The sequence below is a fragment of the Limnohabitans planktonicus II-D5 genome (assembly GCF_001270065.2).
GTDB lineage: Bacteria > Pseudomonadota > Gammaproteobacteria > Burkholderiales > Burkholderiaceae_C > Limnohabitans_A > Limnohabitans_A planktonicus.
In genome coordinates this window covers 86,644-105,670 of the sequence record NZ_LFYT02000006.1, presented here as the reverse complement: position 1 = coordinate 105,670, position 19,027 = coordinate 86,644, and the positions used below count along the sequence as shown (strand labels likewise).

At 59.2% G+C, this 19,027-nt stretch carries 22 protein-coding genes and 1 pseudogene; 12 read left to right on the top strand and 11 right to left on the bottom strand.

From position 1 onward, the window contains the following. Position 1: 1 nt before the first annotated feature. From H663_RS27500 to H663_RS27495, 3 genes are read right to left on the bottom strand one after another with little or no spacing between them, the layout of a single operon-like run. On the bottom strand, positions 2-307 hold the full coding sequence (locus H663_RS27500; protein WP_053170605.1) for an urease subunit beta: 306 nt from the start codon (positions 305-307) through the stop codon (positions 2-4). 7 nt (positions 308-314) lie between these two features. Continuing rightward, entirely contained in the window at positions 315-485 is a 171-nt protein-coding gene (locus tag H663_RS41570) for a hypothetical protein (protein WP_165803877.1), read from the bottom strand. Between the two features lie 18 nt (positions 486-503). Beyond that, complete coding sequence (locus H663_RS27495; protein WP_053170602.1) at positions 504-806, bottom strand: urease subunit gamma; 303 nt, start codon at positions 804-806, stop codon at positions 504-506. 223 nt (positions 807-1,029) lie between these two features. Between H663_RS27495 and urtA the strand changes: the two genes are divergently transcribed. From urtA to H663_RS27455, 8 genes are all read left to right on the top strand, one after another. After that, entirely contained in the window at positions 1,030-2,307 is a 1,278-nt protein-coding gene (gene urtA, locus H663_RS27490) for an urea ABC transporter substrate-binding protein (RefSeq protein ID WP_053171592.1), read from the top strand. 162 nt (positions 2,308-2,469) lie between these two features. Further along, a complete protein-coding gene (gene urtB / locus H663_RS27485) occupies positions 2,470-4,053 on the top strand; it encodes an urea ABC transporter permease subunit UrtB (RefSeq protein WP_053171591.1) in 1,584 nt (527 codons plus the stop codon). Between the two features lie 14 nt (positions 4,054-4,067). Next, positions 4,068-5,192, top strand: coding sequence for an urea ABC transporter permease subunit UrtC (gene urtC / locus H663_RS27480; protein ID WP_053171590.1), 1,125 nt, complete (start codon positions 4,068-4,070; stop codon positions 5,190-5,192). Further along, a complete protein-coding gene (gene urtD, locus H663_RS27475; RefSeq protein ID WP_053170599.1) occupies positions 5,189-6,064 on the top strand; it encodes an urea ABC transporter ATP-binding protein UrtD in 876 nt (291 codons plus the stop codon). The genes urtC and urtD overlap by 4 nt, the downstream gene beginning before the upstream one ends. Positions 6,065-6,182: 118 nt before the next feature. Continuing rightward, positions 6,183-6,887, top strand: a complete 705-nt coding sequence (urtE, locus tag H663_RS27470; RefSeq protein ID WP_053170596.1) for an urea ABC transporter ATP-binding subunit UrtE — start codon at positions 6,183-6,185, stop codon at positions 6,885-6,887. A gap of 214 nt (positions 6,888-7,101) precedes the next feature. Further along, positions 7,102-7,581, top strand: a complete 480-nt coding sequence (locus H663_RS27465) for a GNAT family N-acetyltransferase (protein WP_133239980.1) — start codon at positions 7,102-7,104, stop codon at positions 7,579-7,581. Between the two features lie 380 nt (positions 7,582-7,961). Next, entirely contained in the window at positions 7,962-8,366 is a 405-nt protein-coding gene (locus tag H663_RS27460) for a GFA family protein (RefSeq protein ID WP_083451074.1), read from the top strand. A gap of 104 nt (positions 8,367-8,470) precedes the next feature. Continuing rightward, complete coding sequence (locus tag H663_RS27455; RefSeq protein WP_053170590.1) at positions 8,471-8,836, top strand: cupin domain-containing protein; 366 nt, start codon at positions 8,471-8,473, stop codon at positions 8,834-8,836. Between the two features lie 231 nt (positions 8,837-9,067). Here the strand turns inward: H663_RS27455 and vapC are convergent, their stop codons facing one another. The 4 genes and pseudogenes from vapC to H663_RS42190 form a co-directional block, all read right to left on the bottom strand. Next, positions 9,068-9,478, bottom strand: a complete 411-nt coding sequence (gene vapC / locus H663_RS27450; protein ID WP_053170587.1) for a type II toxin-antitoxin system tRNA(fMet)-specific endonuclease VapC — start codon at positions 9,476-9,478, stop codon at positions 9,068-9,070. Then, positions 9,478-9,711: a type II toxin-antitoxin system VapB family antitoxin gene (vapB, locus tag H663_RS27445; RefSeq protein ID WP_053171589.1), complete on the bottom strand. Its 234-nt coding sequence runs from the start codon at positions 9,709-9,711 to the stop codon at positions 9,478-9,480. Before vapB ends, vapC begins: the two co-directional genes overlap by 1 nt. Before the next feature lie 109 nt (positions 9,712-9,820). Further along, positions 9,821-10,432 (bottom strand): annotated as a pseudogene (locus H663_RS42195) (DUF4010 domain-containing protein). Next, positions 10,324-11,046, bottom strand: coding sequence for an MgtC/SapB family protein (locus tag H663_RS42190; protein WP_053170577.1), 723 nt, complete (start codon positions 11,044-11,046; stop codon positions 10,324-10,326). Before H663_RS42190 ends, H663_RS42195 begins: the two are co-directional and overlap by 109 nt. Before the next feature lie 206 nt (positions 11,047-11,252). Here H663_RS42190 and H663_RS27435 point away from each other — a divergent pair, with 206 nt between their 5' ends. From H663_RS27435 to H663_RS27420, 4 genes are read left to right on the top strand one after another with little or no spacing between them, the layout of a single operon-like run. Further along, a complete protein-coding gene (locus tag H663_RS27435; protein ID WP_053170574.1) occupies positions 11,253-11,570 on the top strand; it encodes a PepSY domain-containing protein in 318 nt (105 codons plus the stop codon). 35 nt (positions 11,571-11,605) lie between these two features. Beyond that, complete coding sequence (locus H663_RS27430) at positions 11,606-12,082, top strand: DUF2271 domain-containing protein (RefSeq protein WP_053170571.1); 477 nt, start codon at positions 11,606-11,608, stop codon at positions 12,080-12,082. Between the two features lie 10 nt (positions 12,083-12,092). After that, positions 12,093-14,300: a PepSY domain-containing protein gene (locus H663_RS27425; RefSeq protein ID WP_053170569.1), complete on the top strand. Its 2,208-nt coding sequence runs from the start codon at positions 12,093-12,095 to the stop codon at positions 14,298-14,300. Then, positions 14,281-15,264 carry an FAD:protein FMN transferase gene (locus H663_RS27420; RefSeq protein WP_053170566.1) on the top strand — a complete coding sequence of 328 codons (984 nt, stop codon included), beginning with the start codon at positions 14,281-14,283 and terminating at the stop codon, positions 15,262-15,264. The genes H663_RS27425 and H663_RS27420 overlap by 20 nt, the downstream gene beginning before the upstream one ends. On the opposite strand, the gene H663_RS27415 is transcribed toward H663_RS27420, so the two are convergent. The 4 genes from H663_RS27415 to H663_RS27400 all read right to left on the bottom strand — a co-directional run bounded on the left by H663_RS27415 (position 15,261) and on the right by H663_RS27400 (position 18,881). Further along, positions 15,261-16,091, bottom strand: a complete 831-nt coding sequence (locus H663_RS27415; RefSeq protein ID WP_053170564.1) for an urease accessory protein UreD — start codon at positions 16,089-16,091, stop codon at positions 15,261-15,263. The two genes, H663_RS27420 and H663_RS27415, sit on opposite strands and share 4 nt — an antisense overlap. Before the next feature lie 30 nt (positions 16,092-16,121). Continuing rightward, positions 16,122-16,889 carry an ABC transporter permease gene (locus H663_RS27410; protein WP_053170561.1) on the bottom strand — a complete coding sequence of 256 codons (768 nt, stop codon included), beginning with the start codon at positions 16,887-16,889 and terminating at the stop codon, positions 16,122-16,124. 13 nt (positions 16,890-16,902) lie between these two features. After that, positions 16,903-17,721: an ABC transporter ATP-binding protein gene (locus tag H663_RS27405; protein WP_053170558.1), complete on the bottom strand. Its 819-nt coding sequence runs from the start codon at positions 17,719-17,721 to the stop codon at positions 16,903-16,905. A 125-nt stretch (positions 17,722-17,846) separates the two neighbouring features. After that, the gene (locus H663_RS27400; protein WP_053171587.1) at positions 17,847-18,881 is read right to left on the bottom strand and encodes an ABC transporter substrate-binding protein; all 1,035 of its coding nucleotides are present in this window, start codon (positions 18,879-18,881) and stop codon (positions 17,847-17,849) included. Between the last annotated feature and the right edge of the window lie 146 nt (positions 18,882-19,027).

The window sequence follows — 19,027 nt, the reverse complement described above, 5'->3', positions numbered from 1 at the left end:
GTCAGAGTTTCCCTTGCGTTAAGCCGCGAAAGCCATACACCACGCGGTCACCCGCATAGTCGACCAGTTCCACCGTGCGCTGCTGGCCGGGTTCAAAGCGCACCGCTGTACCCGATGCAATGTTCAAGCGCATGCCACGCGCAGCAGCGCGGTCAAAGCTCAGGCCGCCGTTGGTCTCGGCAAAGTGGTAATGCGAGCCCACCTGAATCGGGCGGTCACTGGCGTTTTGCACCACCAGGGTGCAGGTGCGGCGGCCCACGTTCAATGCGTGCTGGCCGGGGTCAATCAAAAGTTCTCCGGGAGTCATGCGGGGCTCACTTCTTGCCGAAGTAAACAGCCACCGCCAGCACCGCGGCGGCGGCGATAAAACCCAGCACATCGGTGGCGTGCCAATGGGTGCCGCCTAGGCCGTGCCCATCGTGCGCCCATGCGGTGTTGGCCAACTGTGTGAAAGCCAAAGACAAAGTGAATGCAAATTTTTTCATGGCGGCTCCTGGGTGTGTTTAGACAATGGGTTGGTGCACGGTCACCAATTTGGTGCCGTCCGGAAAAGTCGCTTCGACCTGGATGTCGGGGATCATTTCAGCGATGCCATCCATGACGTCGGCACGCGTCAACACGGTGCGACCTTCGCTCATGAGTTGGGCCACGGTCTTGCCGTCGCGTGCCCCTTCCATGACGGCGGCGCTGATGAGTGCGATGGATTCGGGGTAGTTGAGCTTCAGGCCCCGTGCCTTGCGGCGCTCGGCCAAAAGTGCCGCCGTGAAGATCAGCAGTTTGTCTTTTTCTCGGGGGGTGAGTTCCATTTTGGTGCGTGCTTTGAAAAGGAATGGATGAAGTGTTGTCAATGTAGCAAAGAGCGTGCCTCTTTATAGGGAGTGCGTGTTTTTCCCGGGAAGGGGCTTGAACATTTTCTGGTGCATCTGGGCTTTTTGAAAACTTGGCACGGCGCTTGCAAGGGTTGAAGCAGCGTTGCAAGTCTCCGCTTGTTTTTTCAAACATCCTTAACCTGATTGGAGTGATCACATGATGAACCGCCGTGGCAACCTCAAAGCCCTCGCGACTGCTGCAGCCATTGTGGCTGGAAGCCTGAGTTTTGCAAACCAAGCCCAAGCGCAAGCGGGCAACACCATCAAAGTCGGCGTGCTGCACAGCCTGTCAGGCACCATGGCCATTTCCGAGACGGTGCTCAAAGACACTGTGCTCATGGCCATCGACGAGATCAATGCCAAGGGCGGCGTGCTGGGCAAAAAGCTCGAGCCCGTGATCGTGGACCCGGCTTCCAACTGGCCTTTGTTTGCTGAAAAAACCAAACAGCTGCTCGGCCAGGACAAAGTCTCGGTCATCTTCGGTTGCTGGACTTCGGTGTCGCGCAAATCGGTGCTGCCGGTCGTCGAAGAAATGAACGGCCTGCTGTTCTACCCCGTGCAGTACGAAGGTGAAGAGCTCAGCAAAAACGTGTTCTACACAGGTGCTGCGCCCAACCAGCAGGCCATCCCAGCTGTCGATTACCTGATGAGCAAAGAAGGCGGCGCTGCCAAGCGATGGGTTTTGCTGGGCACCGACTATGTGTACCCCCGCACCACCAACAAAATCTTGCGTGCTTACCTGAAAAGCAAAGGCGTGGCCGACAAAGACATCGACGAAAAATACACCCCGTTTGGTCACAGCGATTACCAGACCATCGTGGCCGATGTGAAGAAGTTTTCTGCCGGTGGCAAGACCGCGGTGGTGTCCACCATCAACGGTGACTCCAACGTGCCTTTCTACAAAGAGCTGGGCAATGCTGGCCTGAAGGCCAAAGACGTGCCCGTGGTGGCCTTCTCGGTGGGTGAAGAAGAGCTGCGCGGCGTGGACACCAAGCCCTTGGTCGGTCACTTGGCGGCATGGAACTACTTCATGAGCATCAAGAACCCTGCCAACGACGAGTTCACCAAAAAGTGGGCAGCCTACGCCAAGGCCAAAAACATCCCTGGCCACAAAGACAAGCCTCTCACCAACGACCCCATGGAAGCCACGTACATCGGTATCAACATGTGGAAGCAAGCGGTTGAAAAAGCCAAGACCACCGACACCGACAAAGTGATCGCGGCCATGGCCGGTCAGACCTTCAAGGCGCCCAGCGGCATCACCAGCAAGATGGACGAGAAAAACCACCACCTGCACAAGTCGGTGTTCATCGGCGAGATCAAGGCCGATGGCCAGTTCAACGTGGTGTGGAAGACACCCGGCCCCGTCAAAGCCAAGCCCTGGAGCCCTTACATCCCTGGCAACGACGTCAAGCCGGACGAACCTGTCAAAAAGTGATCGATTGAAAGCGTTCTGAAAAAGGGAGGACGCAGTCCCTCCCTTTTTCCAGATGTCGAATTCTTTTTGTAGGTCGGTGGCTTTAGCCCCGACATGAACGGTAGCAGAGGCCACTGCCCAGAGCCAAGAGGCAGATCTTTGTCCGACCAAGAGATGATCAAAATGAAAAAATGGATGGTGAAAGGCGCGTTGATCGTCAGTACCGTGTGGGGCCTGACGGCTGCGCATGCCCTGACGGTTCAGGAGGCCCGTGGCATGGCGATCGGAGACAGCGATGCGCGTGTGGAAGCCTTGGCCAAAGCGGTGGCTCAGGGCGATGAAAAAACGGCGGTTTACCTGCAGGCGCTGTCGGACGATGTTGTCAAAATCAGCAAGAACCAGGTGATCATGGTCCGCGATGGCCAGGGCACAGACCCGGTCACCGGCCAATCGGTCCCCGTGCCCGATGATGCCGAAGACGTGATGCTCAACAACCGCCTGCGGGGCGAACTCGACACCGCCTTGGCAGCGCTCAAGTTGTTCAGCCCGGATGTGAAGGTGCGCCGCCTGGCCGCCTTGTTGCTGCTCAAAGAGCCCGACGCCAGCCGTGCGCCCTTGCTCGACAAAGCGCTGTCCACCGAGCCAGACGAGACCGTTAAGAGTTTGGTGCGACAAGCCCTTGCGGCTGCCTTGCTCAGCAGCGAGGGCCCCAATGACCGCTTGATGGCTGCGCAGGAATTGGCGGCCAGTCGGCAACCCGAAACGTTGCTCTTGCTCAACCAGCGCTTGGCCGAGGAACAAGACCCTTCGGTCAAAAAACAAATTGAGACCTCATTGGCCGCTGTGCAGCAAAGCCTGCGCTGGGGCGAGCGCTTGGGCACCTTGTTCACAGGGGCCAGTTTGGGCTCCATCTTGCTGCTGGTGGCGCTGGGCCTGGCCATCACCTACGGCCTGATGGGCGTGATCAACATGGCGCACGGCGAGCTGATGATGATCGGCGCCTACGCCACCTACGTGGTGCAAGCGGCGTTTCGCCAATACTTGCCGGGTGCTTTTGACTGGTATTTGCTGGCGGCGGTGCCTTTAGCATTCATGTCCTCGGCCTTGGTGGGGGCCGTGATGGAGCGCACCGTGCTCAAGCATTTGTATGGCCGTCCACTGGAAACGCTGCTGGCCACCTGGGGCATCAGCTTGGTGCTCATGCAAGGCGTGCGCAGCCTGTTTGGCGCGCAAAACGTGGGTGTGGAAAACCCCGCCTGGATGAGCGGCTCGCTGCAATTGCTGCCCAATTTGCAATTGCCTTGGAACCGGGTGCTGATCATCGTGTTCGCTGCGGCTGTGCTGATCGCGATGGCGCTTTTGATTGGCAAAACGCGCCTGGGTCTGTTTGTGCGTGGCGTCACGCAAAACCGCCCCGTGGCCTCGTGCATGGGCGTCAACACCGCCCGCATCGACACCTATGCGTTTGCATTGGGATCGGGCATTGCGGGGCTGGCCGGTTGCGCCCTGAGCCAGGTGGGCAACGTGGGGCCGGATCTGGGACAAAGCTACATCGTGGACTCGTTCATGGTGGTGGTGCTGGGCGGCGTGGGCCAGTTAGCCGGTACCGTGTATGCCGCACTGGGTCTGGGTTTGGCCAACAAGTTACTCGAAGGCTGGACTGGTGCCGTATTGGCCAAAATTTGTGTGCTGGTGTTCATCATCATCTTCATCCAGAAGCGGCCGCAGGGCATCTTCGCGATGAAGGGTCGCAGCGCCGAGGCGTGAATAGGGGCATGAACATGACGAAATTCTCATTACCCCAAGCCGCCCCTTTGCTCACCCGCAAGGCCTGGTCGGTGTTCTTGCTGGCGCTGATCGTGGTCGGTGTGTTGGCCCCGGTGCTCAACCTTCTGGTGCCTGCGGGCAGCTCTTTCCATTTGAGTGATTACGCCATCGCCCTGATCGGCAAGATCATGTGCTACGCCATCTGCGCCCTGGCCATGGACCTGATTTGGGGCTACACCGGCATTTTGTCGCTGGGCCACGGATTGTTCTTCGCTTTAGGCGGCTATGTGATGGGCATGTACCTCATGCGCCAGATCGGGCAAGACGGCAACTACAAAAGCAACTTGCCCGACTTCATGGTCTTCCTGGATTGGAAAGAATTGCCTTGGCACTGGACGCTGTCGGACAGCTTCATCGCCACCGTGCTGCTGGTGGTGCTCGTGCCCGGTTTCATCGCCTTTGTGTTCGGCTATTTTGCTTTCCGCTCGCGCATCAAAGGGGTGTATTTCTCCATCATCACCCAGGCCATGACCTACGCGGCGATGCTGCTGTTTTTCCGCAACGAAACCGGCTTTGGTGGCAATAACGGCTTCACCGACTTCAAGCGCATTCTCGACCTGCCCATCGCGACACCCAACATGCGCATGGTTCTGTTTGTGATCACCGGTTTGACGCTGCTGGGTTTTTATCTGTTCTCGCGCTGGTTGGTGGGCAGCAAATATGGGCGTGTGCTGATGGCCATTCGTGATGCCGAAACGCGGGTCATGTTTTCGGGTTATTCGCCACTGCCTTACAAGCTGAGCATCTGGGTGATCTCGGCCGTGATGTGTGGCATCGCTGGCGCATTGTATGTGCCGCAAGTGGGCATCATCAACCCGGGCGAGATGAGCGCTGCCAACTCGATCGAGATCGCGGTGTGGGCCGCTGTAGGAGGTCGCGGCACCTTGATCGGCCCGATTGTGGGGGCATTTCTCGTCAACGGGGCCAAGAGCTGGTTGACGGTCACGGCCCCTGAAATCTGGTTGTACTTTTTGGGTGCGCTGTTCATTGCGGTGACCTTGTATTTGCCGCAAGGCGTGGTGGGTCTGATCGCCAAGATCAAGGCCAAGACACTGATGAAAAAAGGCGGTGCTGCATGACGCCCGATCTCTTGCAAAAAGGGGCCCAGCGCGTGGCCGAACACGCCAAGCTGGTGAGCCAATCGACCGAGTCCGGCGGCCGCAGCGCAGGCTATGGCCGCGTGGTGCAAGACGCCAACGAAGTGGATGTGACCCATGGCCGCATCCTTTATCTGGAAGACGTGAGCGTGAGCTTTGACGGCTTCAAGGCCATCAACAAGCTGTCGCTCGACATCGCACCCGGCGAGCTGCGTTGCATCATTGGCCCCAACGGCGCGGGCAAGACCACGATGATGGACATCATCACCGGCAAGACCCGTCCTGACGAAGGCAGCGTGTTCTTTGGCAGCACCATCGACTTGCTGCGCCACAACGAACCCGAGATCGCGCAATTGGGCATTGGCCGCAAGTTCCAAAAACCCACGGTGTTCGAGCACCTGACGGTGTTTGAAAACCTGGAGCTGGCCTTGAAGACCCACAAAGGCGTGAAAGCCTCGATGTTCTTCAAGCTCGACTCGGCGCAGTCAGACCGCCTGGCCGAAGTGGTGCACACCATCCATTTGGCAGGCAGCGTCAGCACACTGGCCGGTGTGCTCAGCCACGGCCAAAAGCAGTGGCTGGAGATCGGCATGCTGCTCATGCAAGACCCCAAGTTGTTGCTGCTCGATGAGCCCGTGGCTGGCATGACCGACCACGAGACCGAGCGCACCGCCGAGTTGTTTTTGACGCTCAAGGGCCAGCACTCGTTGATGGTGGTGGAGCACGACATGAGCTTCATCCGCACCATCTCCGACATCGTCACCGTGCTGTGCGACGGCTCTGTGCTGGCCCAGGGCACACTTGATCAGGTGCAGGCCGACGAGCGGGTGATTGAGGTTTATTTGGGGCGGTGATGGGATGTGGTGCTCTACGACAGGCACGGGTTCTTGTAGGTCGGAGCTTCAGCTCCGACATGTGCAGCGATAAACCTTGTGTCGGACCTGAAGGTCCGACCTACTCAAAGAGTGAAACATGCTTGAAGTTCAAAACATCCATCAGTACTACGGCGGCTCCCACATCCTGCGCGATGTGAGTTTGAGCGCCGTACAAGGCCAAGTCACCGTACTGCTGGGCCGCAATGGCGTGGGCAAAACCACCTTGCTCAAATCGCTCATGGGTTTGGTGCCGATCAAAAGCGGCACAGTGAGCCTGAACGGCCAAGATCTGACACTCGCCAAGCCTTACGAACGCGCCGCAGCAGGCATTGGCTATGTGCCCCAAGGCCGAGAAATCTTTGCTCGCCTGACGGTCGAAGACAACCTGCTGATGGGCCTGGCCACGCAGCCCGGCGGCACCCCGATCCCGCCTGAGTTGTTTAAACTGTTTCCGGTGCTCAAACAAATGCTGCACCGCCGTGGCGGTGACCTCTCAGGCGGTCAGCAACAGCAACTGGCCATTGCCCGAGCGCTGGCGGCCAAGCCGCGTTTGCTGATTCTGGACGAGCCCACCGAGGGCATCCAGCCCAGCATCATCAAAGACATCGGCCGCGTGATCCGCCAACTGGCCGACGTGGGCCTGCAAGGCCAGCGCATGGCGGTGCTGCTGTGTGAGCAGTACTACGACTTTGCCGAAGAACTGGCCGACCAGTATCTGGTGATGGAGCGGGGCGAGGTGATCGCCAGGGGGCCGGGCAGTGAGATGAAGGAAAAGGATATTCAGCAGTTGGTGGCGATTTGAGGTGGCTGATCTTGAGGTGCTGATGGTGTAGGTCGGCATTGCAGCGGAACTAGACATCCAGGGTTCTATCAACATAGCGTTACGTTATCCCAAGGCTTTTCGGTTTGTTGAAATCGCTTAGTCATGTCTTCTGCCAAGTAAACGCTTGGTACCATTAGACCCTTCGTTCCTCTACACACTTGCTATCCGTCTTCTCGACGGACTACACAAAGTCATGCGCATTGAGCCTTTGGCCGACCATCCATATTTGATCGCAAAGATTGCGAAACTCCTGCACGAAGAATGGAGCGACTTCCCACCGTGGGCTTCGCTCCCGATCATTGAAGCGCGATTACTGGCGGGTGCGCAATTGAAACAGCCACCATTCACATTGGTGGCGTTGTCCGCTATGAACGAATTTCTTGGTACAGCGAGCGTGAAACTCTTTGAACTTGCTGGTCACCAAGACAAAGAGCATTGGCTTGGCGAGGTGTTCATACTGAATACCTTAAGAGGGCGAGGCCTTGGCTCTGCCCTGACCAATGAATGTATCCAGCGGAGCATTGATCTGGGCATTCATACGCTCTTCCTCTACACCCCGGATCAACAAAAACTGTACGAACGGTTTGGGTGGCACGAAGTGGAACAGTCCATGGTGGATGGCGAGCTCGTTAGCATCATGGCTAGGAATGCAGCGCAAAAGACGTCGTTCTAAGGATCGCCTAACGGCAAAGTCGCACAGAAAACTGACTCGATTTCAGGACTGCATTGAAGCTCTACAAATGGCCGTAGTCAGCTTATTTGAGCCGTTCCATAGACGTCGGAATTTCAGCGATAGCGGTCCTACGACGAGGGTTCCAAATCCCAATAACTGGCTTGTTCGTCGTCAGAATTGCTTGAAGAGTGTCTGTGTGACTTGTAGGCATTTTTTGCCTTTATGAGTTTCAGGTAAGACTGCCGTAAACAAGGCTGCAAGCCATTCTCAGATGGTTTTCATGTACAGTTTCTTTCGAAGAGCCCAACATATCCCGCACGCCTTGGGGTGTGCATTACGTTAGGCGAATCAAACACCATTCATTCTGTCGCAGTCTAGAAATGAAGACCAAGCAATACGAAGGCGGCTGCATTTGCGGCTCGATCAGATTCCGCGCAACCGGCGAGCCTGGGAAGCCGCATACATGCTCATGCGAAAGCTGCCGCAACCACTCTGGTTCGCTTACCCTTACATGGGTTGAGTTCCCCGCACAGAACGTCGAGTGGGTGGGTCCAGGCGGTAGCCCTTCAATCTGGCGGTCTTCCTCGTATTCCAGCCGTGCCTTCTGCAGCACCTGCGGCAGCACCATTGGAGCAATTGACGACGAGCCAACCGTCGCATTGGTCACGGGCATTTTCGATAAACCGCACTTGAAGGAGTTCGCGCCAACGTATCACTCCTATGTATCACGTCGCCCGCGATGGTGGCATGTGAAGTCCGACCACGAGTGCAGCGGGAAAGCATGAGGGCGACATTTTTCACATGCAGTTGCCCCATACAGGTCACGCGCATCCCCCCCCTACTAACCCATCCCTCAAGCGAAGCACCAAACCGCAAACAAGGTCTTTTTATGCCCACAACGCCAAAACAAATCGCAGCATCTCTGACTGAATTATGGTCACCGCGCGTCATTGCAGAAGTCGATGATTCGTACATCAAGGTTGCCAAAGTCAGCGGTTCTTTGGCATGGCATAGCCATGAAAATGAGGATGAACTGTTTCTCGTGCTCAAAGGACATCTGAAAATCGAGATGGAGGATCGGACTGTTGAAATTGGGGAGGGCGAGATGTTCGTTGTTCCCAAGGGTGTACGTCACAACCCTCTAGCAGAGCATGAGTGCCTCATCATGCTCATTGAAAAGAAGACCACGCTTCACACAGGCAATACGGTTACAGAGAAGACTCGCTCGTTAGCAGATCAGTTGCGCCCGACATAAGTACACGGCAAGTACATCTGCGGGCTAACATGTTGCTCTTCGCGGACACGCAGCAGCAAATTTCCGCATTGCAGCATTTGATGCGTGCCGCACAGAGCCAACGTAAACGCGCATTTTGAATGCCTGCTTAACCGCTAATCGCCTGAACGGTATCAGCCTTAAGCTGTCAGCGTGGCAATCACTCCAAAGGTCGGCTGCTGGCCCGCCGCAACTATCGCGACAACTCATCAATTACTGCGTTGTTTGAACCCAGTTCTCTGCTTCCATAGCTGGCACCCGTGCGAACTCCCCCATGTTATTCGTCACCAGCACCAAGCCTTCGCTGCGAGCGTGCGCTGCAATGTGCATGTCGTTCACACCGATAGGTTGGCCGAGTTTTTCCAAGGCGGCGTGAATGGCTCCGTAATGCTGCGCGGCCTTGGGGCCATAGGGCAGAACTTCCAAGCGACTGCAAAAATCTTCAACAGTGGCCAAGTTCTCGCTCACGCGGCTGCTTTTCTCCGCACCGTGCAAAAGTTCGGCGAAGGTAATGGAGGAAATGGCCATGCGGCTGGCGTTGGCGTTGAAAGTGGAAAGCACCTCGACAGGTCGCCGCTTCAACACGTAGATGACGATGTTGGTGTCCAGCAGGTAACGCAGCATCAGAGTGCCTCCCGCTCCGGCTGGTGCTGGGTAGCGCGCTCGGGCAGGAAGTCTTCGCTCACGGTGGGGCCACCCAGAAAGAAGCTGTCCCAAGTTTGGCCCAAGGGGGAGATGACGCGCTCGTTACCTTTGACGCGTATCTCAACCTTTTGGACACCCTCGGGTAGACGCACGTCCAAAGGCAGACGAACGGCCTGGGTACGGTTGTTGACAAAAACAGTGCCGATGGACATGGTGACCTCCAAGGAAATGTATATGGCGATTGTATATAGCGTCTCAGCCGCAGTCAATTGGGCGGTTTACAGAGATATCGCTTACGCCACAGCACACCCTTTGCGAGCTTCAGACGACCCACATCACACCTGCCGCGCCGCCCGCCACCATGGCCACGAATCCCAGTCCTACGGTCAGGCCGTAGCGCATCCCGCCGCTGGCCATCGCCAGAGCTGTTTTGACCACTGCGCTGGAGGCCAGCACGGCCAACAGTGCCCAGTGCGCCCACTCAGGCACCATGCCGCCTGAATGAATCAGTTGCGCAATGCTGGCGGCTGCGGCATGCACTTCCACCAAAGCCACACACAGGGCAGCCACCAGCACACCCACATCGCCAAAAACATGTTGCAGCTAGGCGGCGAGCAAGGACATCAAGGCAATGATGCTGGCCATGCCCAATGCATGGGTCAGTTTGAAAGCGTGTCCTGGTGGCGTCTCAACACCATCGCCTTCGATGCGACGCAAGGCGAGCACCACCACCAGCAGCAAGCCCAGGCCCGCCAAGACCAGTGGCCAGCGCATGGCCACCAGCAGGGGCGGTGAGGCGGCCCCCAGCACCCCGGCAAACAACGTCAACGACGCCAGATTGGCCAGCAGGGCACAAGCTGCTGCGGGTAGTGCATCACTGTGCCCGCCACGCACGCGCTGCCCCGTGCTGACGACCACGGCAGTGGAAGACACAAAACCCGAAAAGAATGCCGCCAGTGGCATGCCCCAACGCCCCCCAGCGCTCGCTGTGCGACATGACCCAACATGCCCACCGCCATGACCAGCACCACGATGCGCCACAGCGTAGTGGCTTGCAACACGCCCCAGGGGTCCATCGCTTGGTCTGACAGCAGCGGCATGACCACCAGTGCTGCGGCAACCAGGATCAGGGCGTCCTGCAATTCTTGATCCGTGATCAACACACGGCTGATGCGCTGCGAAGCGTGTTTGGCATGCAGCAGCGCCGCAGCCAGCACGCCGAGAGCCGCAGACAAGCTAGGATTTTGTTGCGCCAGCGCCGACAGCATCAGGGTCACCAGCAATGCCACCTCGCCCGTCTGGCCAGGGTCGCTTCGGGCGGTGGCCTGATAGCAACCGATCACCAGCGCACCGACCACCAAGACCGTGGCCACAAATGGCCAAGTGCCCAAACTCCAGCTCACATAGCCGAGCATCGCCACCAGTGCGTGCGTTCGCGTGCCAGCCTTGGAGACATGAGGCTCGTGCCGGCGCTCTCGCACCACGCCGATCAGCAAGCCCACCCCCAAGGCGGTCAGCAAGCCGATCCAATGTGCAGGGGTGTTCATGACAAAAGAAACATCATTCGCATCTGACCATGCGGGTCAGCGACAAGCGTTGACTTTGATCAACGTGGATTCGAACAAGAACCTTGATCATTCACTTTTGCTGCGCACCTAATGTGAACGCGCCAACAGGGCTGAATGCCCATGGCTTTTTCAGCATGGCCCCAACCCAATGCCTGGTGCTCGAACCGGCTTGACAGGAACCTCCCATGAAATGCATCCGCAAGTTGAGCCAAGGGCTGCTGGTGTTGTCGCTGGGCTTTGCCGCCTTGCCCGCCTTGGCCGAGGACGATTGCGATGCGCCTCTCAACCGCTGGCAATCGCGCGATGCCGTGCGGCAGATGGCTGCAGCCCAAGGCTGGCAGATAGAGCGGCTGAAGATCGACGACGGCTGTTATGAGATTCGGGTCACCGATGCCCAAGGCCGCAGATTCAAAGCCAAGATCGACCCGGAAACGCTCAAGATCTTGAAGCTCAAGCCGGACGACCACCAACGCGAGCGAAAAAGTGAACGCGAAGCGTCATAAGTTCTTCATTCAACAGGCTTCACGGAAACAACACCATGTCCAAACCTCTTTTATCCCTTGTGGCCACGGCCTGTGCACTGGCCTTTTCTCCTTTGGCATACAGCCGCCCGGTCACGCTCACCGCGCAGCTCAAAAATTACGGCGGTGACGGTGCCTACCTGGCGGCCTACCTCACCGATGCCAAGGGCGCCTATGTGCGCACCCTCTGGGTGGCCGGTGGCAAGGCCAAGTACCACAAGCATTTGTCGGATTGGTACCGACTCTCGGCCGGTGATGCCAAACGTCTGGATGGCGTCACCGGTGCCAGCGTGGGCGCGGGGCGCACCCTCAAGGTCACGGCCGATCTGGCGGATGCATTGATCGACGCGGGCTATGAAATCCGCATCGATGCCGCTGCCGAAGACATGCGCGACAGCCCGTCAGAGGTCCGCATTCCCCTGACCAAAGCGAATGCGGGCAAGCCGCAGACCGGCAAACCCTACATCCAGTCAGCGACCTTTCAACTTCAATGAAGCGACGCGCATGAGTTGGAAAGCGATTCATCGCTGGCTGGGCTTGACCCTTGGTACTCTGGCTGTGGTGCTGGGCATCAGCGGTGCCATTTTGGCGATCGACCCGGTGCAGCAGGCTTGGAATGCACCTGCAGCGCTTGGCGACTTGACTGCGGCTACTTTGGTCGAGCGCGTGACACGCACGGTGCCAGACGCCCAAGAAATCCGGCACTTGCCCTCGGGTGCCATCGTGGTGTTCAGCTTTGCTGGCGAGCAGCCGCAGGCGTCTTATGTGGACCCAGCCGATGGCGGGGTGCTGGGCCCTTGGCAAGCCTCGGCGCTGCCGCGTTGGGTGAAGAACCTGCATCGCTCATTGCTCCTGGGTGACGCCGGGCGCTGGCTGGCAGCGGGCATTGCGCTGGTCATGGCGGTGCTGTGCGCATCGGCGCTGGTGCTGCTGCTGCGGCGCATGGGAGGCTGGCAGCGACTGACCAAGAAGGTGCGCGGCACGTTGGCGCAACGCACCCATGTGGTCACCGGCCGAGTGGTGCTGCTTGTTCTGTTGCTCACGTCGGTCACCGCGCTGACCATGAGTGCATCGACCTTGGGGCTGGTGGTGCTGGATGCGGGGACTGAGCCGGAGGTCCTCTCGGTGGTGTCCGGCCAGCCTGCCTTGCCCGGCGCGCAGCTGGCCCCGCTGCAAAGCCTGCTGGTCAAAGATTTGCGCAAGTTGAATGTGCCAGGTGTCACCGACCCCGAAGACAGCTGGAAGCTCACCACCGCCAAGGGGCAGGGCTGGATTGACCGCTATTCGGGCCAGATGCTGGCCTGGCAAGAAGCCAGCTTGGCGCAGCGTGTGTACGACCTGGCTGTGGTGCTGCACACGGGCGAATCGGCTTGGCTGTGGGCCGTGGTGCTCGGCCTTGTTGGTGCCAGCGTGCTGCTGTTTTGGTTGTCGGGTTTTTTCATTTGGTGGCAAGCGCGCAACCAGACCCCCAAGATCACAGGCAACGCCCCCATGGCGCAGGCCGATGTGCTCATCTTCGTGGCCAGCGAGGGGGGCAGCACCTGGGGTTTTGCCCAAACACTGCAAGACGCGCTGAGAAAGTGCGACCACCGCGTGCACACCAGCGCTTTGGAAAACATTCAAACCACCGCCGCCACACGGCAGGTGTTGGTGCTGGCGGCCACCTATGGCGAAGGCCAGGCACCGGCCCATGCCAGTGGTGCGCTTGCGCTGATTTCCAAACTCAAGGCCAACAATGTCCCGGTCACGGTGTTGGGTTTTGGTGATCGGCAGTACCCGGCGTTTTGCGCCTTTGCCGAGTCTCTGGATCAGACGCTGCGCAAGCAACGCTGGCCCGCATTGCTGCCGCTCGAATGCATCCACCAACAATCCGCTCAGCAGTTCGCACGTTGGGGCTTGGCCTTGGCTCAAGCGCTGAACGAGCCGTTGGTGCTGGAGCATGTGCCACGACTGCCTCCGACCACGGTGCTGACCTTGATCGGGCGTCAAAACTTCGCCCCTGCGGGCGGTCACCCCACCGCGATCTTGCGCTTTGCATGGCCTGCTCGGGGTCTGCGCACTTGTCTGGGCACGCATGGTTTGGCGCGGTTTTCGGCGGGTGATCTGGTGGGCATCGTGCCACCCGGCTCCAGCGTGCCGCGTTTCTACTCTCTGGCGTCGGGCTGGCAGGACGGCTTTCTGGAAATCTGCGTGCGCCAGATGCCCGGTGGCCAGTGCTCCACGCATCTGCTGGGGTTGCAAACCCATGACGCCATCCAGGCCTTCATCCGTCCCAACCCGGGGTTTGCGCTGCCCCAGACGCGCAAGCCGGTGTTGCTGATCGGCGCGGGCACGGGGGTGGCACCACTGGCGGGCTTCATCCGCCGAAATGACCTTATGCGGCCCATGCACCTTTACTTTGGCGGACGTGACCCGGCGAAAGATTTTTACTTCGGCCCTGAGATCGAGCGCTGGTTGGGTGAAGGTCGCTTGTCCACTTTGCAGACGGTTTTCTCGCGTGTGCCCCAAGGTGGCGGTTATGTGCAGGACGCCTTGCGCCGTGATGCAGAACGCCTGCGCCACTGGGTCAGCCAAGGCGCCGTCTTTCGTGTTTGCGGCAGCCGCGCCATGGCGCAGGGCGTGGCCGATGTGCTTGATTCGGTATTGGCACCCCTGCAGCTCAGCGTCGCCAAACTCAAAGCCAAAGAACGCTATGCCGAAGATGTTTTCTGAATCGGCTGCAAAGTACCAACGCATCACCTTGAACGGCCCGAGCATGGGCACGCGCTGGTCGGCCACCTTGGATGCTGACGACAGTCTGGACATCAATGCCTTTCAGCAAGACCTGGCCGCTGCGGTCGATCAGGTGGACCTGCAAATATCGCCCTGGAAGCCGGACAGCGACCTCATGCGCGTGAACCGTGCGCCTGTAGACGCTTGGGTGGAGGTGCCCGCAGAACTGCTGGAGGTCTTGGCCTGTGCGCTGGATGTCCATCGACAGAGCGCGGGTGCCTTTAATCCGTGCGTTGGGGGGCTGGTCAATGCCTGGGGGTTTGGTGCGCAGAGCGATGCGCCCGACGCGAACGCCATTCGCATCGCACGCCAATCCCAGCCGCTTGCTGCGCACGCCTGTCTGGAGCTGGACAGCAACGCAGTCAAAGTTCGCAAGCAGGCACCGCTACAGCTTGACCTGTGCGGCATTGCCAAGGGCTACGCGGTGGATCGAATGACCCAAGTGTTGCAAAAACATGGCGTGCGGCATGCACTGGCAGCGCTGGACGGTGAACTGTGCGCCGTGGGTGGTCAGTCCTGCGGCGTACCTTGGTCCGTGGCGCTGGAAAGCCCCGATCTTGAACGCCGTGCGGTGCACGGCGTGATCGAGTTGGAGGATCTGGCGGTGGCCACCTCGGGCGACTACCGCCGTTATCTGGAGGTTGGCGGCGCGCGCCTTGCGCACACCATGGACCCGCGCCGCTGGGCACCGGTGAACAATGGCGTGGCATCGGTCACCGTGCTGGCTCCAAACTGTATGCAGGCCGATGCTTGGGCTACGGCCTTGCTGGTGGCAGGCTCCGATGAAGGTTTGGCCATGGCACAGCGCATGGGGATGGATGTGTTGTTCTTGTTGCGCCGTGGTGAAAGCCTGATCGAGCTGGGTTTGGGACGGTTTGGCCAAGCCGCAAACCTCAAGGCTTAGACATGCCAAAGCCGAGGGTAAGTGCCCGGTAAAGCCCACATCTCATGCCGCCAAGCAGCCCATACTTTTCGGAGCAACCGCATGGCAGGCTCGGTCACCGGTGCCAGAGCGCGCAGCACGATCACCTGTTTGTGTGGTGAGGTGGCGCCTGCGGTCAGGCGCAGTTCAGACGCTTCGAGCAATTCACGCGCACAAGCCAGGGCGCGATCTGAGCGTTCAGACGCAATGGCACTGCCTGCTGCAAACACCAGTGTGGCCATGCAGCGCTTGCCTGCCAGGCCCAGTGGGCTGTCCATCAATCGGGTGTCGGTGGCGCTGATCGTGCCGCGTTCTAGCCACACGCCGGGAATCTCCATGTGTTGGCGGAATGTGCCTTGAGCGAAAGGCATGTCTGCAGCCGGCAAGCCCAAAGCGGTGATGTCCCAGGTGATCAACTCAGCCCCGGGAGCCAGATCAAAAACGGCGCGGTTGAGGCCATCACATCCGTTGTAGGCAATGGCTTCGAGTGGTAGCCATTCGAGCCGCGCACCCGACTCCAGCCGGGTATGAACCTGTTGCGCGGCCAGGCCCGCTTCTGACCGGTAAAAGCGTGTGGCACCGGGCGTCGTGACCAGACCATGAGCGCCAGGGCCCACGGTGACTTTCATGTCGAGTGTGTCGCCGCCCACCAAGCCGCTGGGCGGGTGCACCAGCACGTTGTGGCAGACCGCATCGCCTTCGGGGTAGAGGCTTTGCAAGATGCGCAGCGGGCCTTGGTGCAGGTAGCGGGCTACGCTGCGCTCGGCTTCGAGCGTGTAGTCCAAATCGAGTCGGGCCAGCCAAGTCATGTGCTTTTGCGCCTGAGACTGGCTGCCTGTTCACTCGCCTTGCGAACCGCGATGCGCCCAACCGGTGGTGTGCTTTTCGATGTAGCTGAACAGTTCGTACATGACCATGGCCATCGCGCCCACCACCACCAGGCCGGAGAAGGCCAAGCCCATCTGCATGGCCGAGCCCGCAGAAATCAACAGGTAGCCAATGCCTTCGTTGGAGGCCGTCATCTCGGACACGGTGGTGCCCACAAAGGCCAAGGTGATGGCCACTTTGAGTGAACCATAGAAGTAAGGCATGGAGCGGGGCAGGCCGACTTTGACCAGCACGTCCCAGCGCTTGGCACCCAGCACGCGCAGCACGTCTTCGAGTTCCGGCTCCAAGGTGGCCAAACCCGTGGCGATGTTCACCATGATCGGGAAGAAGCTGATGAGGAAAGCCGTGAGGATGGCCGGGCCAATGCCGATGCCGAACCACACCACCAAAATCGGCACAAAGGCCGCTTTGGGCAGCGCGTTGAAGGCCGTCATGAGCGGGTACACGGCGGCATAGGCCAAGCGTGAGCTGCCGATGATGAAGCCCAGCAACACGCCCACCACGATGGCGATACCAAAGCCCACCATGGTCACCCAGAAGGTGCGCCAGGCGTGGCCCGCGATCACATCGCGGTATTCGATGGTTTGCTGCGCGATGCGCGAGGGGCTGGGGAAGATGAATTCCGACACGTTGAAGGCGCGGCACAGGCCTTCCCAAATCAGGATGCTCAGCGCCAGCAAGATCCAGGGGGACCAGCTTTCGAGGGATTTCTTGTTCATGTGGGGCTCCCGCTCATTGGTTGATCGCCGCACCGGTTTTGCGCATGGCACCGATGTGGCCGCGCAACTCGTGCACGATGTTGGTGAATTCCGGGGTGTAGGTGATCTCCAGATCACGCGGACGTGGCAGGTCGATTTCTTTTTTCACCACAAAGCGGCCGGGGCTCTTGCTCATCACATACACCGTGTCGGCCAAAAATACCGATTCGCGCAGGTCGTGTGTGACCAAGATGACGTTGAACTTTTGCTCGGTCCACAGGTCGCGCAGGATGCACCAGAGCTCTTCACGCGTGAAGGCATCGAGCGCACCAAAGGGCTCGTCCAGCAGCAGCATCTTGGGCTCATGGATCAGGGCGCGGCAAATGCTGGCGCGTTGCTGCATGCCGCCCGACAGTTGCCAGGGAAATTTGTCTTCGTAACCGCCCAGGCCTACCGTGTTCAGCAGTTTGCGGGCGCGCTCCACATACTCGGCCTTTTTTTGCTTGAAGTTGGAGCGGTAAGGCTCCACGATCTCCAGAGGCAGCAAGACGTTGTCGAGGGTGGTGCGCCAGGGCAAGAGCGAAGAGGCCTGAAACGCCATGCCGCTGATCTTGAGCGGACCGGTGACCGGCTGACCGTCGACCAGGATGCGGCCTTTGCTGGGCATCTTCAGGCCCGTGGTCAGCTTCATGAAGGTGGACTTGCCGCAGCCAGACGGCCCGACGATGGCGATGAACTCGCCCTGCTTGACCTGCAGGTTGATGTCTTCGACAGCGAAGTGGTTTTGCGCCAGCAACTCGTCGTTGTAGGCCAGCCAGACATTCTGGAAATCAACGAATGATTCTTGGGTCATGGTGAGAGCTCGAAAATGGTGTTCGAAAGTGTATACACGCTACGCCCTGTAAAAGCCCACCGACCCGTGCAGGGGGGCGGTGGGCCCGGAGCGCCGGGGCGGCATGCCCCGAAGCTGGCGCTGGTTTACTTCTTGCCCTTGGGCAGGATGTCCAGCTCTTTGGCGGTGGGCAAGAACGAGCCGTTCCAGATGTCGTCGGACTTCACACGGGTCTTGGTGTTGAAGGCGTCAGACACTTGCGAAGCCATCAGCGTCATTCGGGGGGCGTTGATCTGGCCAAAGCCTTCGGCGCGGGCCGAGGGGCTGTTGATCACGGTGTCGATGGCCAGTTGCAGGCGGCGGGTTTCAAGCGCCACGTTGATGATGCCGTCGCGGGCCTTGACCGATTCAATGGCCTTGGCCGGGTCAGCGATCACGTCCTTTGCGCCTTTGGTGAAGGCGGCCAGGAAGGCTTTCACAGCTGCGGGGTTTTCCTTCAGGATCTTGGGCGAGGCGATGATCGCGTTGCCGTAGAGCTTGACGCCAAAGTCGGGGTACTGCATGACCACCACGTCTTCGGCTTTCACGCCACGCGCTTCGATGTTGAGCAGCGAGGTGAAGGTGAAGCCGGTGATGGCGTCCACGTCACCGCGCACCAGCATGGTCTCGCGCAGGGGTGGGTCCATCGCGGTCCATGCCACGTTGCCGATGTCGTTGGCCTTCTGGAAGATGGGGAAGGCGCGGCGGCCGGCGTCAAATACGGGAGCGCCCAGCTTCTTGCCAGCCAAGTCGGCCGGGGTTTTGATGCCGGACTTCTTCAAAGCCATCACCGAGGCGGGGGTGTTGTTGTAGACCATCATGATGGCAACAGGCTTGTTGGGAGCGTCGGGGTTGTTGGCGTGGAATTCCATCAGGGCGGCCAAGTCGGCAAAGCCCAGGTCGTAGGTGCCCGAAGCCACGCGGGTGACTGCACCACCGGAGCCGTTGCCCGAGTCCACCGTCACATCCAGCTTGGCGTCCTTGAAATAACCCTTGGCCGCTGGCAGCAAGAAGAAAGCGGCAGGGCCTTCAAAGCGCCAGTCGAGTTGGAACTTGATGGGGGTGCTTTGGGCTTGTGCCAAGCCAAAAGAAGCGGCTGCGGCGAGTGCGGCTGTGGCTTTAAGTAAAAAACGCTTGTTCATGAGGTGCTCCATTGGCTGATAAACGGTGAATCTTGTGTAGCAAATTCGATGCCATTATCGATCAGGGTTCTGGCGGGGCGTGTCAGGTGCATCCCCTAGAAAAAGCCCACTTTGGGTGCCACGCTAACTGGGCGAGTGCACCAAAG

Coding starts and splice junctions, on each gene's coding strand:
- H663_RS27410 (WP_053170561.1), bottom strand. CDS start 16,889: ATGAACAAGAAATCCCTCGAAAGCTGGTCCCCCTGGATCTTGCTGGCG.
- H663_RS27495 (WP_053170602.1), bottom strand. CDS start 806: ATGGAACTCACCCCCCGAGAAAAAGACAAACTGCTGATCTTCACGGCG.
- H663_RS27400 (WP_053171587.1), bottom strand. CDS start 18,881: ATGAACAAGCGTTTTTTACTTAAAGCCACAGCCGCACTCGCCGCAGCC.
- urtD (WP_053170599.1), top strand. CDS start 5,189: ATGACGCCCGATCTCTTGCAAAAAGGGGCCCAGCGCGTGGCCGAACAC.
- urtE (WP_053170596.1), top strand. CDS start 6,183: ATGCTTGAAGTTCAAAACATCCATCAGTACTACGGCGGCTCCCACATC.
- H663_RS27405 (WP_053170558.1), bottom strand. CDS start 17,721: ATGACCCAAGAATCATTCGTTGATTTCCAGAATGTCTGGCTGGCCTAC.
- H663_RS42190 (WP_053170577.1), bottom strand. CDS start 11,046: ATGAACACCCCTGCACATTGGATCGGCTTGCTGACCGCCTTGGGGGTG.
- H663_RS27500 (WP_053170605.1), bottom strand. CDS start 307: ATGACTCCCGGAGAACTTTTGATTGACCCCGGCCAGCACGCATTGAAC.
- vapB (WP_053171589.1), bottom strand. CDS start 9,711: ATGTCCATCGGCACTGTTTTTGTCAACAACCGTACCCAGGCCGTTCGT.
- H663_RS27415 (WP_053170564.1), bottom strand. CDS start 16,091: ATGACTTGGCTGGCCCGACTCGATTTGGACTACACGCTCGAAGCCGAG.
- H663_RS27435 (WP_053170574.1), top strand. CDS start 11,253: ATGAAATGCATCCGCAAGTTGAGCCAAGGGCTGCTGGTGTTGTCGCTG.
- H663_RS27430 (WP_053170571.1), top strand. CDS start 11,606: ATGTCCAAACCTCTTTTATCCCTTGTGGCCACGGCCTGTGCACTGGCC.
- H663_RS41570 (WP_165803877.1), bottom strand. CDS start 485: ATGAAAAAATTTGCATTCACTTTGTCTTTGGCTTTCACACAGTTGGCC.
- H663_RS27425 (WP_053170569.1), top strand. CDS start 12,093: ATGAGTTGGAAAGCGATTCATCGCTGGCTGGGCTTGACCCTTGGTACT.
- H663_RS27465 (WP_133239980.1), top strand. CDS start 7,102: ATGCGCATTGAGCCTTTGGCCGACCATCCATATTTGATCGCAAAGATT.
- H663_RS27460 (WP_083451074.1), top strand. CDS start 7,962: ATGAAGACCAAGCAATACGAAGGCGGCTGCATTTGCGGCTCGATCAGA.
- urtA (WP_053171592.1), top strand. CDS start 1,030: ATGAACCGCCGTGGCAACCTCAAAGCCCTCGCGACTGCTGCAGCCATT.
- urtB (WP_053171591.1), top strand. CDS start 2,470: ATGAAAAAATGGATGGTGAAAGGCGCGTTGATCGTCAGTACCGTGTGG.
- urtC (WP_053171590.1), top strand. CDS start 4,068: ATGACGAAATTCTCATTACCCCAAGCCGCCCCTTTGCTCACCCGCAAG.
- vapC (WP_053170587.1), bottom strand. CDS start 9,478: ATGCTGCGTTACCTGCTGGACACCAACATCGTCATCTACGTGTTGAAG.
- H663_RS27420 (WP_053170566.1), top strand. CDS start 14,281: ATGCCGAAGATGTTTTCTGAATCGGCTGCAAAGTACCAACGCATCACC.
- H663_RS27455 (WP_053170590.1), top strand. CDS start 8,471: ATGCCCACAACGCCAAAACAAATCGCAGCATCTCTGACTGAATTATGG.